Annotated in this window: 10 protein-coding genes and 1 pseudogene; 8 read left to right on the forward strand and 3 right to left on the reverse strand. The window is 69.0% G+C overall.

The window, feature by feature from the left end; all coding sequences use genetic code 11:
* Positions 1-9 precede the first annotated feature (9 nt).
* From QSU92_RS15085 to QSU92_RS15095, 3 genes are all read left to right on the forward strand, one after another.
* On the forward strand, positions 10-657 hold the full coding sequence (locus QSU92_RS15085) for a hypothetical protein (RefSeq protein WP_289263090.1): 648 nt from the start codon (positions 10-12) through the stop codon (positions 655-657).
* A 231-nt stretch (positions 658-888) separates the two neighbouring features.
* Positions 889-3,072 carry a DEAD/DEAH box helicase gene (locus QSU92_RS15090; RefSeq protein ID WP_289263092.1) on the forward strand — a complete coding sequence of 728 codons (2,184 nt, stop codon included), beginning with the start codon at positions 889-891 and terminating at the stop codon, positions 3,070-3,072.
* 104 nt (positions 3,073-3,176) lie between these two features.
* Positions 3,177-4,205: an ATP-dependent 6-phosphofructokinase gene (locus tag QSU92_RS15095; protein ID WP_289263094.1), complete on the forward strand. Its 1,029-nt coding sequence runs from the start codon at positions 3,177-3,179 to the stop codon at positions 4,203-4,205.
* Positions 4,206-4,237: 32 nt separating this feature from the next.
* On the opposite strand, the pseudogene QSU92_RS15100 reads toward QSU92_RS15095, so the two are convergent.
* Together QSU92_RS15100 and QSU92_RS15105 are read right to left on the reverse strand one after the other, a co-directional pair.
* Positions 4,238-6,353 (reverse strand): annotated as a pseudogene (locus QSU92_RS15100) (S9 family peptidase).
* A gap of 43 nt (positions 6,354-6,396) precedes the next feature.
* Entirely contained in the window at positions 6,397-8,022 is a 1,626-nt protein-coding gene (locus tag QSU92_RS15105) for an MFS transporter (protein ID WP_289263096.1), read from the reverse strand.
* Positions 8,023-8,290: 268 nt separating this feature from the next.
* Between QSU92_RS15105 and QSU92_RS15110 the strand changes: the two genes are divergently transcribed.
* From QSU92_RS15110 to QSU92_RS15130, 5 genes are all read left to right on the forward strand, one after another.
* Positions 8,291-9,553: an inorganic phosphate transporter gene (locus QSU92_RS15110; protein ID WP_289263098.1), complete on the forward strand. Its 1,263-nt coding sequence runs from the start codon at positions 8,291-8,293 to the stop codon at positions 9,551-9,553.
* Positions 9,550-9,882 (forward strand): peptidase, encoded by a 333-nt coding sequence (locus tag QSU92_RS15115; RefSeq protein WP_289263100.1) that lies wholly within the window; start codon positions 9,550-9,552, stop codon positions 9,880-9,882. The genes QSU92_RS15110 and QSU92_RS15115 overlap by 4 nt, the downstream gene beginning before the upstream one ends.
* 68 nt (positions 9,883-9,950) lie before the next feature.
* Positions 9,951-10,859, forward strand: coding sequence for a phosphodiesterase (locus tag QSU92_RS15120; RefSeq protein ID WP_289263102.1), 909 nt, complete (start codon positions 9,951-9,953; stop codon positions 10,857-10,859).
* A gap of 124 nt (positions 10,860-10,983) precedes the next feature.
* The gene (locus QSU92_RS15125) at positions 10,984-12,456 is read left to right on the forward strand and encodes an aspartate ammonia-lyase (protein WP_289263104.1); all 1,473 of its coding nucleotides are present in this window, start codon (positions 10,984-10,986) and stop codon (positions 12,454-12,456) included.
* A 98-nt stretch (positions 12,457-12,554) separates the two neighbouring features.
* Complete coding sequence (locus tag QSU92_RS15130; protein ID WP_289263106.1) at positions 12,555-12,953, forward strand: DUF4190 domain-containing protein; 399 nt, start codon at positions 12,555-12,557, stop codon at positions 12,951-12,953.
* Between the two features lie 21 nt (positions 12,954-12,974).
* Here QSU92_RS15130 and QSU92_RS15135 read toward each other — a convergent pair whose 3' ends face one another.
* Positions 12,975-13,841: a fumarylacetoacetate hydrolase family protein gene (locus tag QSU92_RS15135; protein WP_289263108.1), complete on the reverse strand. Its 867-nt coding sequence runs from the start codon at positions 13,839-13,841 to the stop codon at positions 12,975-12,977.
* Between the last annotated feature and the right edge of the window lie 61 nt (positions 13,842-13,902).

Consider the following 13,902-nt stretch of genomic DNA (forward strand, 5'->3'; position numbering starts at 1 on the left):
GGGGCACCCATGATGAACATCCGACGCGCAGTCGTCACCGCCGCGGGCGCGGCGATGGTGCTCGCCGCGATATCCGGGTGCGTTCCCGAGCCCGGTTCGACGCCGTCGCCGTCCGCGTCGATCTCGAGCCCGACCCCGTCGGGTGCCGCCACGCCGGTGTCGCCGGCGCCCACCCCGTCGCCGATCGAGACCATGCTGCCCGACACGCTGCAGCTGCCCGAGCGGTGCGAGGACATCTACTCGGCGGGGATGCTCGAGTCCCTCAACCAGCAGAATCCACCCTTGAACGACCCCGGCGTGACGATGTACTCCACCGAGAACGCCGTCGGGCTGGAGATCCTCGCCGCAGGACCTGCGTCGATCCGCTGCTCATGGGGCACTCCGAGCGAGTCGGGGCTCGCGACCACCGTCACGGTGATCGACGCGACGCAGGCGGCGGCGCTGCGCACCGGCCTGCTGGAGTCGGGCTTCGGCTGCGAGGACGGGCTGGGCGGGACCGTCTGCCGGATCGAGCAGCGCGGTGTCTCGCTCGACGACGTACCCTACCTTCGGGGCGAGACCCACGTCGTGCGCGACAACGGCTGGGTGGCCACCGCCTACATCAATTTCACCCCCGAGGGGTACAGCGAGGACATCGTCCAGACGCTCTGGGGGTGACCCGACGCGCCGCACGGCGTGCCCGGAGTGGGCGCGCGGCCCGCCGGCGCGCTAGAATCGGTGTCGGAGATCTCACCGGCGTCGCCGCAGCTCGCTGAAGCGAGAGCCCGCAGCCGCCCGGCCGAGGACTCCGACCCGCGTCGTGACGGATCGCCGCCCGCGGACCCCGTCGCTCTCACCGTCCCGCCGGACACCCGCCGGTCTTCACCGGCACTCACGCTCAGGAGGAGCATGCCGACCACGGCACCCGCCCAGGATTCGCGCTCACGCTCGGCGTCGGGCCGCAGAAGGTCGTCGTCGCGCCGTGACGACGACGCTCCCGTCATCCCGATCCTCGCCCGTAAGGTGCGCGAGGTCGAAGCCAAAGCCCAGCGCGGCAAGCTCGGACCCACCAATCGCGTCAAGTTCCAGGTGATCGCATTCCTCGTCCGCGAGGAGCGGGCCCGGGTCAAGGCCGACACCGAGATCACCGACGCCACCCGCTCGGAGCTGCTGAAGCGACTCGACGGTGTCGCGACGATCCTCGCCAAGACGGCCGCACGCGACACCTCGCTGATCCAGCTGCTCGAAGTCGATCAGGCCACCTCTCCGGTCGCCCGCCGCATGCGTCGCGACTGGCTGCTGGAGTCCGGTGCCGAGCTGCCGCCGGACGAGCTGATCATCACCGACAGCGCTCCCGCACCCGCGCAGGTCGTGCCCGCGGCGCTCGCCGAGCGCCAGGTAGTGCCTGCGACCGTCGAAGCCCGCCAGATGGCGAACCCGTTCCTCGCGCCGGATCTGTCGCGCCTGGCACCCAAGGAGAACATCCGCCGCCGCCTCGACGGCTGGGGGCTCATGGGTCCGCTGTACAAGGCCTTCGAGACAGGGGCCGGCGGCGGAGCGGCATCCATGGATCTTCCCCCCGTCCCCGAGTTCGACCGTCTCTCGCCCAAGGGGCTGGACGTCATGCCGCACCAGTCGCGCTTCCTCGAGGCGGTGCGTCAGGGGCACCGGTCGTTCCTCCTGGCCGACGAGCCGGGCCTCGGCAAGACCGCCGAGTCGGTGCTCGCCGCCTCGGTCGCCGACGCCTATCCGCTGCTCGCGGTCGTCCCGAACGTGGTGAAGATGAACTGGGCACGCGAGGTCGCGCGCTGGACACCGCAGCGCCGAGCGACCGTCATCCACGGCGACGGCGAGGCGATGGACGCCTTCGCCGATGTGTTCATCGTCAACTACGAGATCCTCGACCGGCACCTGTCGTGGCTCAGCTCGATCGGGCTGAAAGGCATGGTCGTCGACGAGGCCCACTTCATCAAGAACCTCACCTCGCTCCGCTCGCAGAACGTCCTCGCGCTGGCGGGCCGCATCCGCGAGCAGGTGCGCGATCCCCTCATGCTGGCCCTCACCGGAACGCCGCTGATCAACGACGTCGAGGACTTCGACGCCATCTGGCGCTTCCTCGGCTGGACCAACGGCGAGAAGCCGGGGCCGGAGCTGATGGAGAAGCTCGACGAGTCGGGGCTCACACCGGCCGACAAGGCGTTCTACCCCGCCGCCCGCGAAGCGGTCATCTCGATGGGGATCGTCCGGCGCCTGAAGACGGATGTCGCGGCCGACCTCCCCGACAAGCTCATCGCCGACCTTCCCGTCGAGCTCGATGACGAATTCGGTCGATCGATCCGCCAGGCCGAGCGCGAGCTCGGCGAGCGCCTCGCCGCGCGCTATCGCCGGATCATCGAGGCCCGCGGCACCGCCCGCCAGGGTCAGGCGAACCTGCACCTGCCCGGAGAGCTCGACGACGACATCGTGCGCCTGGTCGCCCAGAACGAGCTCGATGAGTCCAAGGCGCAGGGGACCGGGGCCGAGAACGTCTTCACCATGGTGCGTCGCATCGGTCAGGCAAAGGCCCATCTCGCCGCCGATTATGCGGTGCAGCTGCAACGGTCGGTGGGCAAGGTGGTGTTCTTCGCCAAGCACATCGACGTCATGGACGCCGCCGAGGCGCACTTCCGTGCGTCGGGGCTGCGGTCGGTGTCGCTGCGCGGAGACCAGACCTCCACCGCACGCCAGGAGGCCATCGACGCGTTCAACAACGACCCGGAGGTCGGGGTCGCGGTGTGTTCGCTGACGGCCGCAGGAGTCGGTGTCAACATGCAGGCGGCCTCCAACGTCGTGCTGGCGGAGCTGTCGTGGACGGCCGCCGAGCAGACGCAGGCCATCGACCGGGTGCACCGCATCGGTCAGGCGGAGCCCGTGACCGCGTGGCGCATCATCGCCGCCCACACGATCGACACCAAGATCGCCGAGCTGATCGACTCCAAGCAGGGGCTCGCCCAGCGTGCCCTCGACGGCATCGCGGTGGACCCCGAGTCCAGCGACTCGGTGCAGCTGTCCGCGCTCATGCACCTCACCCGGCGAGCGCTGGGCGAGGTCTGATCCGCGCGGGGCGCACCGGGTTGGTGTGCCCCCGGCATCCGGCAGTACTCTCGGGGTGAGGCAGCGTCGCCGATAGCCCCACCCCGAGAGCACCGAGGACACACATGAAGATCGGCATCCTGACCAGCGGCGGCGACTGCCCCGGCCTGAACGCCGTCATCCGCGGCGTCGTGCTGAAGGGCACGACGAACTACAACCTCGAGTTCGTCGGCATCCGAGACGGCTGGCGCGGCGTGGTGGATGCGGACTTCTTCCCCCTCACCCGCCACGAAGTGAAGGGCCTGTCGAAGGTCGGCGGAACGATCCTCGGCACCAGCCGCACCAACCCGTACGAGGGGTCGCGCGGGGGAGCGGACAACATCGCCAAAACCCTCTACGGTCATCGCATCGACGGGATCATCGCGATCGGCGGGGAGGGGACCCTCGCCGCCGCCGACCGCCTGTCGAAGGACGGCATCAACGTCATCGGGGTCCCGAAGACCATCGACAACGACCTGCGCGCCACGGACTACTCGTTCGGCTTCGACACCGCCGTCAACATCGCCTCGGAGGCGATGGACCGCCTCCGCACCACGGGCGATTCCCATCAGCGCTGCATGGTCGCCGAGGTCATGGGGCGCCACGTCGGGTGGATCGCGCTGCACGCCGGGATCGCCGCAGGGGCGCACGCGATTCTCATCCCCGAGGTGCCGCTGACGATCGACGACATCTGCGAGCTGGTGACCAAGGCGCACGACCGTGGCCGCGCGCCGCTGGTCGTCGTCTCGGAGGGCTTCAAGCTCAAGGGCATGGACGAGGCGTTCAGCGACAAGGGTCTGGACGCCTTCAACCGTCCGCGCCTGGGCGGGATCAGCGAGGTGCTCGCCCCCGAGATCGAGCGCATCACGGGGATCGAGACTCGCGCCACGGTGCTCGGGCACATCCAACGGGGCGGCTCGCCCTCGGGCTTCGACCGGGTGCTCGCCACGCGCCTGGGGCTCCACACCGCCGACGCGGTGGTGGACGCGGAGTGGGGCAAGATGGTGGCGCTTCGCGGCACCGACATCGTGCGGGTGCCGTTCGCCGAGGCGCTGGGAGAGCTCAACACCGTCCCCCGCTACCGCTACGACGAGGCCGCCGCGCTCTTCGGCTGAGCAGGCCGGGACGGGCAGTCGTGCCCCCCGGGTCAGTCCGCGACGCCGAGCACGTCCAACAGCCACGCGAGCTCGAAGGCCCGCTCCCGCCACGCGTTGTACCGGCCCGAGACGCCGCCGTGACCGGCGACCATCTCGCACTTCAGCAACGCGTCGGCGCCGACCTCTCGCAGCCGCGCGACCCACTTCGCCGGCTCGACGTAGAGCACCCGGGTGTCGTTGAGCGAGGTCACCGCGAGAACACGGGGATAGCGCACGCCCTCCCGCACGTTCTCGTAGGGGGTGTACGACTTCATGTAGGCGTAGACGTCGGCATCGTGAAGCGGGTCTCCCCATTCGTCCCACTCGATGACGGTCAACGGCAGCGACGGATCGAGGATCGTCGTCAGCGCATCGACGAACGGCACGTCCGCGAGGATCCCGGCGAAGCTCTCGGGTGCGAGATTCGCCACCGCGCCCATGAGTAGTCCGCCGGCGCTTCCGCCCTCGGCCACGATCCGGTCGGGGGTGGTGTAGCCGTTCTCGATGAGATGGTGTGCTGCGGCGACGAAGTCGGTGAAGGTGTTGCGCTTGGCCAGGAGCTTCCCGTCCTCGTACCACTGCCGACCCATCTCCCCGCCCCCGCGCACGTGGGCGACGGCGAAGACCACGCCGCGATCGAGCTCCGACAGGCGCGGCACCGAGAATCCGGGCTCGATGGAGTGCTCGTACGAGCCGTAGCCGTAAAGGTGCACAGGGCGCGGCGCCGCGCCGGGCTCGCCGAATGACTTCTTCCACACCAGCGACACCGGCACCTCCGTGCCGTCGCCGGCGCGGGCCCAGACGCGCGCCTGCCCGTACTCGGCCGGATCGTAGCCGCCGAGGACCGGCTGGCGCTTGCGCAGGATGAGGGCGCCGGTGGCGATCTCGTAGTCGAACACGGTGCCGGGGGTGACGAACGAGCCGTACGACAGCCGCAGCATCGGCGGAGCCCACTCGGGGTTCCCGCCGGTGCCCACCGAGTACAGAGGCTCGTCGAATTCGATCTCCGTCACCGCCGACGTGGCGTAGTCGAGCATCCCGAGTCGTGCCAGGCCCTCCCGGCGGTAGCCGATCACACCCCAGTCGCGGAAGGTGGAAAGACCGAGCAGGCGGATGCCGGCGCGATGGGGGATGACGCTGCGGCGGGGGCCCTGCGGGTCGGCCGCGGATACGCGGACGAGCCTCGAAGTCGAGCGCGCCGTCGTTGTGGAGGATGTACAGCGTGTCTTCGCCGTCGACGACGGCGTGCGAGACGTCGTATTCCACGCCCTCGTGGCGGGGCCAGATCACCCGCGGCTCGGATCTCAGATCGGTGGCGTCGACGAGCCACTCCTCGGAGGTGATCGACGAGCCCAGGCTGATGACGAGGTAGCGGTCGCTGCGCGTGAATCCGGCGCCCACCCAATACCGCTCATCGGGCTCGTGGAAGAGCTTGGCGTCGTCGGCGACCGGTGTGCCGAGCTCGTGGAGCCATACGGTGTCGGGGCGCCAGGCGTCATCGACCGTGGTGTAGACGATGAACCGGCCGTCGGGGGAGAAGCTCGCCCCGGCGAAGGTGCCGGGGATCTCGTCCGGGAGCTGACGGCCGGTCACGAGGTCCCGGACGCGGATCGTGTACCGCTCGTCGCCGGCGACATCGACGCCGAACAGCATGCGCGAGCCGTCGGTCGAGACGTCGAAGCTGCCGAGGGAGAAGAAATCCTGGCCGTCGGCCTCGACGTTGCTGTCGAGCAGTACCTGCTCACCGGGTACCTCGGCATCCGGCGAGAGCAGCGGCGGGGTCCAATCGTCGGGCGACGCCAGGGGAGCGCGGCACTGGATGCCGTACTGCTTCCCCGCGACGGTCCGGCCGTAGTACCACCACTCGCCGTGGCGGCTGGGGACGGAGAGGTCGGTCTCCAGGGTGCGGGACCTGATCTCCTCGAACACCCGCTCCCGCAGGGCCACCAGGTGTGCGGTGCGCGCCGCGGTATAGGCGTTCTCGGCCTCCAGATGTGCGATGACCGCCGGATCCTCCTTGGCCCGGAGCCACTCGTAGGCGTCTTCGACGTCGTCGCCATGATGGCTCCGCACGATCGGCGTGCGTGCGGCGACGGGGGGTGTGGGGGATGCGGCGGCGGTGGTCACCGTCCCACGCTAGTCGACTCCTCGGGCCGCGCTCCGGCGCTCGCTACGAGCTCGCGTCCCGCGCCGTGATGCGCTTCCGCCGCGGCGGCGGGACCTCGTCCGGGATGCCGCGTGAGAGCAGGAGCGATGCCAGTGCGAGCAGGATGAGACCGAACAGAGCCGTGCGCAGCGACGTCAGCTGCGACTGGACATAGACCGCCTGCAGCTCGGTCGCCTCCTGGTCGCTGAGGCCCGCGTCGGTCGCGATCTGCGGCACGCTGTCGGCCGGCACGATCTGCACGCCGCCTGCCGTGCGCTCGGTGACGACCGTCTGCGTCTGGGCGGGCAGCGTGCTCTGCGCGACGCCGCTCGTGAAGGATGTGGCGAGGGTGCTGATCAGGATCGAACCGATCAACGCGGTGCCGAGAGAGGAGCCGAGGTTCTGGAAGACGCCTTGCAGGCCCCCGACCTCGCTCGTCTCCTTCTCCGTGACCGACGACATGTTCACGTTTCCCAGTTGTGAGGCAAGCAGTCCGAGGCCGGCGCCCGCACAGAACATCCCCAGCCCGAACGCGGGGCTGGACAGCTCGGGGTCGACGGCGGTGAGCAGCACGAGGCAGCTCGCCGCCAGGGTCCACTGGCCGACGCGCACGATGCGTTTCGGTGACCAGCGCGTGGACAGACGGGTGCCGAAGATCGAAAACAGGATCAGCGACACCGACAGGGGGAAGATGCGGACGCCCGTCTCGAGGGCGTCGAAACCGAGCGTCATCTGCAGGTAGACCGGGACCATGAAGAACAGCCCTGCCGTGATCGCGTACTGACCGCCCAGCACGCTCAAGCCGCTGCGCAGCCGGCGGATGGACAGCAGCTCGGCGTGCAGCAGAGGGTCGCCTCCCCGAGCGACCAGGCGGCGCTGACGGGCGAAGAAGAGCGTCAGCAGGACGCTGCCGACGACGATGAGCCATGCAGTGAGCGAGATACCCAACGGTGCGATCGCCACGCCGCCGATCTCGGGGGAGTGCAGCGGGATGATCCATCCCCAGACCTTGCTCTGCAGCATCCCGTACACGACCGCGACGAGGCCGACCGCCGACAGCAGCACGCTCAGCGCATCGAGCCCGACGCGCTGGCGCGCCGCCCTCTCACCGATGCGCCGGGCGAGGAGCACGACCACTGCCATGATGGCGACTTCGCCCGCGAACACGTACCGCCAGCTGAGGTAGGTGGTCATGAATCCGCCGATGAGGGGGCCCGCGGCCACGGCGGCACCGGAGACGGCGCCGATGGCCGCGAAGGCCGTCACCCGATCGGACCCGTCGTAGTTGTCGGCGATCAGCGCTGCGATGGCGGGGATGACGAGCACTGCGCCGAGGCCCTCGATGACCGACCAACCGAGGAAGAGCGTCAGCATGTTCGGGCTGAGGGCCGTCAGGAGCGAGCCCGCCGCGTACACGATCGACCCGATGACCAGCGCGCGGCGCCGGCCCCAGATGTCGCCGAGCTTCGCACCGAGCAGCATCGTGGCGGCCATCGTGAGGGTGTAGAACGTGATCGCGGTCTGCATCGCTGTCACGCTGCTGTCGAGGTCGGCCACCACGGTCGAGATCGAGACGTTCATGACGGTGCTGTCGAGCACCATCACGAACTGTGCCGCGCCCAGGATCAGCACGACGGACCACTTCTTCATCCGGCCACCTGCCTTCGCCCCCAGGCCGATCCGGGGCTTGCGGCATCATCCAACACCCTCGGCCCCGACTTCGCATCACCCCATGTGGAGGACGCCGGACGCGCCGAAGGTCACCCTGGAGTCGCGGCTCCCTGAGTTGACCAGGATCAAGGCCGGTGAAAGGATTCTGTCTGGCCGGTTGCCGGTTCCTTAACTCCCGGTGAACTCTTCGTTCGCACACGCCGATCCCGTCGGCATCCTCCCTTTTGGCACTCTCGGAAAGCGAACGGTGGAGACCGCAGCCCTCATCATCGTGCTCGTCATCGTGCTGGCATTGTTCTTCGACTTCACGAACGGGTTCCACGACACGGCCAACGCCATGGCGACGCCGATCGCGACCGGTGCGCTCAAGCCCAAGGTCGCCGTCCTGCTCGCGGCCGTGCTGAATCTTGTCGGAGCGTTCCTGTCCACCGAGGTCGCCAAGACGATCTCGGGAGGGATGATCCGGGAGGATGAGCTCTCCGCAGCGATCTTCCCCGCGATCATCTTCGCGGGGTTGATCGGCGCCATCTCCTGGAACATGCTCACCTGGCTGCTGGGTCTTCCCTCCAGCTCCTCGCACGCCCTGTTCGGCGGACTGATCGGCGCCACGATCGTGGGGGCAGGCTTCGCGGCGATCGACCTCGGCGTGGTGATGTCGAAGGTGATCCTGCCCGCGTTGATCGCCCCGCTCACCGCGGGTGTGATCGCCTTCGCGACCACCAAGATCGCCTACGCCGTCACGCGGCGACACGACGGCAGACCCGACGGCCGTGACGGGTTCCGGTGGGGACAGATCTTCACCTCTTCCCTCGTCGCACTCGCGCACGGCACGAATGACGCCCAGAAGACGATGGGCGTCATCACGCTGGCGCTCATCACGGTGGGATGGCAGTCGAGTGCGACTCCTGACCCGCAGCTCTGGGTGATCATCGCCTGCGCCGTCACCATCGCGCTCGGGACCTACATGGGCGGATGGCGCATCATCCGCACGCTCGGCAAGGGGCTCACCGACGTCAAGCCCGCTCAGGGATTCGCCGCGGAGTCGTCCACGGCCTCCACCATCCTGGCGTCCAGCGCCCTCGGATTCGCCCTGTCCACGACCCAGGTCGCGTCGGGTTCGGTGATCGGCTCCGGTCTCGGCCGCCGGGGCTCGATCGTGCGCTGGCGGACGGTGGGCCGCATCATGGTCGGCTGGCTCCTCACCCTCCCGGCTGCCGGTGCCGTAGGCGCCCTCGCGGCGTTCGTGGTCGTTCTGCTGGGAACCTGGGGGATCTTGATCGACGCGGTCGCCGCCGGCGTGGTGGTGCTGGCGATCTATCTGCGTTCGCGTCGCAACGCGGTCAACGCGGCCAATGCGATGAGCGAGGTCGCCGATTCGGGTGCGGCGATCAAGGTCCCGCGCAACCCGCCGCCCACGCGTCGCGAGCGGACGCGTCGCTCCGAGCAGATCGACCAGGGCTCAGCGGCCGCCCCGCGTGAGCGCACCGGGACCAAGGGGGAGCGCTCATGATCTCGATCGACTGGTTGGCGTTCGTCGAGGTCTTCCTCGCCGCGTTGATCGCGGCGACGACGGTCGTGCTGTTCTACGCCCTCGGGCTCCGCCTCCTCGTCCGCAGCGGGCGTGCTCCTGTCGTGACGCCGGCGGAGTTCACCGACGCCATCACCGTGATCTCCGCGAAGCAAGCGCGCCGCGCGGCGAAGGCGGCAGAGAAGGCCGCGAGGAAGAGTCCTCTGACGGACCGCCAGAAGCAGGTGTCCTACATCGGCGCATACGGATGCTTCACGGTCTGCGCGCTCGCGGTGATCGGCGGCATTGTGCTCATCGTCGTCAACCACTAGTGCTCATCCCGCACATTCCGGGTCGGACGCGGCGGGACCGCGGGGGTGGGGCTGGTTAGGCTCGGGGAATGGACGCGGCATCCCTCCGATTCGGACAGTACCCCCCGCCCGAACGCACGCTCCTGCACCTGAGCGACACCCATCTGCTGGCGGGCGGAGCTCTGCACGGGCCGGGGATCGACACCGAGGAGCATCTCGCGGTGACGCTCCGACTGATCGAGCGGATGCGCCCGCGACCGGACGCCCTCGTCGTCACCGGCGACCTGACCGACCTTGGAGAGCCTGATGCGTACCGGCGTCTGCGCGAGCTGGTCGAGCCGGTGGCCGCGGCACTGGGCGCCCCCGTCGTCTGGGTGGCGGGGAACCACGACGAACGCCCGGCGATGCGCCGACACCTGCTCGACGAAGAGCCGAGCGAGGCGCCTCTCGACCGGGTGTGGGACCTCGACGGCCTCCGTATCGTCGGCATCGACACCACGGTGCCCGGCTGGCACCACGGCGATCTGGACGACGCTCAGCTGGCGTGGTTGTCCGACGTGCTGACGGCGCCGGCGCCCCTCGGCACCATCCTCGCCATGCATCACCCCCCGATCCCCTCGCCGCTCCCGCTGTTCGACATCCTCGAATTGCGCGACCAGAGCCGCCTCGCCCGCGTGCTCGAGGGGACGGATGTCCGCGCGATCCTCGCCGGCCACCTGCACTACTCCACCAGCGCGACGTTCGCGGGAATCCCCGTCTCGGTCGCGTCGTCGACGTGCTACGGAATGAACCTCGGCCTCCCGGCGCTGGAGGTCAACGGCTTCGACGCCGGGCAGTCGTTCCACGTCGTCCGCGTGTACCCGACGACGATCACGCACGACGTCGTCCCCGTCGTGGACGCTCCGACGGGGGACTACTTCACACCGGAGTGGGCAGAGCGGATGGCGCGTCTGAGCCCGGAGGCCAGACTCGAGGCCTTCTCGCGCAAGCGGCGCTGACACCCTGGAGGGGACGCTGCGGACAGTGCTCCTGCCCCACCTGTACACCAGGGCCACCGAGGAGCCGGTGACTCGTGACTAGGCTCGGGGGATCACCGACCGCCGCGACCCAAAAGGACTATCGATGGCTCCGGACGCAACGACGCGCACCCGCACCGAATCGGATTCGCTGGGATCCCTGGAGATTCCCGCAGACGCCTACTGGGGCATCCACACCGCGCGGGCGCTGGAGAACTTCCCGGTCAGCAAGCGCCCCATCTCGGTGTACCGAGACCTGGTGCGGGCCCTCGCGATGGTCAAGCAGGCCTCGGCGCGGGCGAACCGAGACATCGGCGTCCTCGACGCGATGAAGGCCGACCTCATCGATCGCGCCGCGCAGCTGGTCATCGACGGTCAGTACCACGATCAATTCGTCGTCGGCGTGGTGCAGGGCGGTGCCGGCACCTCGACGAACATGAACGCCAACGAGGTCATCACCAACATCGCCCTCGAACTCGCCGGAAGGCAGAAGGGCGATTACGCGTTCCTGTCGCCGATCGACGACACCAACCGCAGCCAGTCCACGAACGACGTCTATCCCACGGCGGTCAAGGTGGGTCTGAGCCTGGATCTGAAGACGCTCCTGGACGAGCTCGACCTGCTCCGGCACTCGTTCCTGGCGAAGGCGCGAGAATTCCACGACGTCCTCAAGGTCGGTCGCACGCAGCTGCAGGACGCCGTGCCGATGACACTGGGACAGGAGTTCCACGGCTTCGCCACCACACTCGGCGAGGACTACAACCGGCTCACCGAGAACGCCTACCTCCTCTACGAGATCAACATGGGTGCGACGGCCATCGGCACCGGCATCACCGCCTCGCCCGGTTACAGCACCGCGGTGCTCGCTCACCTGCGGTCGATCACGGGTCTGGACCTGGAGCTGGCCACCGACCTGGTCGAGTCCACCAGCGACACCGGCGCGTTCATGTCGTTCTCCGCCTCGCTGAAGCGCAACGCGATCAAACTCTCCAAGATCTGCAACGATCTGCGCCTTCTCTCCTCCGGCCCGCAGGCAGGATTCGGTGAGATCAACCTCCCGCCCCGCCAGGCGGGCTCCAGCATCATGCCGGGGAAGGTGAACCCCGTGATCCCCGAAGTGGTCAACCAGGTGGCCTTCGCGGTGGCGGGAGCCGACCTCACCGTGACGATGGCGGTCGAGGCAGGTCAGCTGCAGCTGAACGCCTTCGAGCCGATCATCGCGCACTCGATCTTCCAGTCGATCACCTGGATGCGTCGCGGAATGCACACGCTGCGCGTGAACTGCATCGACGGCATCACCGCCAATCGAGAGCGACTGGGTGCCATGGTCGGCACCTCCGTCGGAGTCGTCACGGCCCTCACGCCCTTCATCGGCTATGCCGCCGCCGCCGCGCTGGCGAAGACCGCGCTGCTGACGGGCCACAACATCGCCGACCTCGTCGTGGAGGCGGGGCTGATGTCGCGCGAGGAGGTCGCCAAGCAGCTCTCGCCCGCACGACTGTCGGGACTGGAGGCGACCACGGCCGCGATCCCGCTCATCCTGCCGGCTGAGAACCTCGTCGCGGAGTCCGCAGATTGACCCACTCGTGACGCGGCGCGTCAGGCTGGCGCTCCCGCGCACGGACCGATAGCGTTCGTTCGCAACCCTGAACCGCTTCCCTGCACCAAGGAGCCAACGTGACCGATCCGCAGAATCCGAGCGCCGTTCCGCCGAGCGCTCCGCAGAACCCGCCCGCCTACAGTTCCGCGCCTCCGCCCGCGTACAACTCCCAGCCCGCGCCGGGCGCGCCCGTTCCCGGCAAGACCCTGGGCATCGTGGCGTTCGTGCTGTCGTTCTTCGCACAGCTGATCGCCCTGATCCTCGGCATCGTCGCTCTCGTGCAGAGCCGCAAGGCCGGGGTCAAGAACGGATGGGCGCTGGCGGCCATCATCATCAGCGCGGTGCTGATGGTGATCGGCATCATCGTCGGCATCCTCGTCGTCACCGCAATCGTCGGTGGCCTCGCCGCCGCGTGTGCCGAACTCGGCCCGGGCGTCCACACCCTGGAGGGTGGCGGCACCATCACCTGCAACTGATCCCTGTCGAGCGCTTCCTCGTCAGTCCAGGATGCGGCAGTGCGTGGTGAGCTCGCCGATGCCGTCGATCCCGACGGTCACCGTCGAGTGGTCGCGGAGGAAGACCTGAGGGTCTCGGGAGTACCCCGCCCCGCCCGGGCTGCCGGTGGAGATCAGGGTGCCGGGCAGGAGGGTGGCCGACTGCGACAGCGAGGTGATGAGAGTGGCGACCGACCGCACCATCTGCCCGGTCGACGCGTCCTGCAGGGTGCGACCGTCCAGCACGGTCCAGATGTGCAGGTCCTGCGGGTCGGGCACCTCATCGGCGGTCACCACGAACGGACCGGTCGGGGTGAAGCCGTCGAACGACTTGCACCGTGACCACTGCGCTTCGGAGAACTGGATGTCGCGAGCGGTGATGTCGTTGACGACGGTGTACCCCCACACGTGATCGAGCGCGGCCTCGACGGAGACGTCCTTGGCGGGACGTCCGATGATCACTCCGAGCTCGGCCTCGTAGTCGACCGATTCGCTGAGGCGGCGGGGCCACGATGTCGTGCCTTCGTGACCGGTGAGAGAGTTCGGCCACAGTACGAACACCGTCGGCGTCGCATCCGTCTTCAGCCCGAGCTCGCCCGAGTGGGCGGCGTAGTTCAGGCCCACCGCGAGGATGGCCGGGGGACTCAGGACGGCCGAGGCGAACCCGAAGGGGGAGAGAGGGTGCCGCGGCGCGTCGTCCGCGGCCTCCGCGACGGCCTCGAGCAGTTTTTCGCCGCCCTCGACCAGCGCCTGCAGTGTGGCGGGCGCTCCGGGGAAGAGCTCATCGACGAAGACGGCCTCATCGTCGCCGGGGACGAGAACGAGGCGGGGCCGCGCATGGTCCGACGAGGTCACGTGGGCGAAGCGCATCCTTCCACGGTATACGCAAACGGTCGGGCCCCCTCGGCGCGGAGCGCGCCCGCATAGGCTG

Source organism: Microbacterium sp. ET2 (assembly GCF_030347395.1).
Taxonomy (GTDB): Bacteria; Actinomycetota; Actinomycetes; order Actinomycetales; family Microbacteriaceae; genus Microbacterium; species Microbacterium albipurpureum.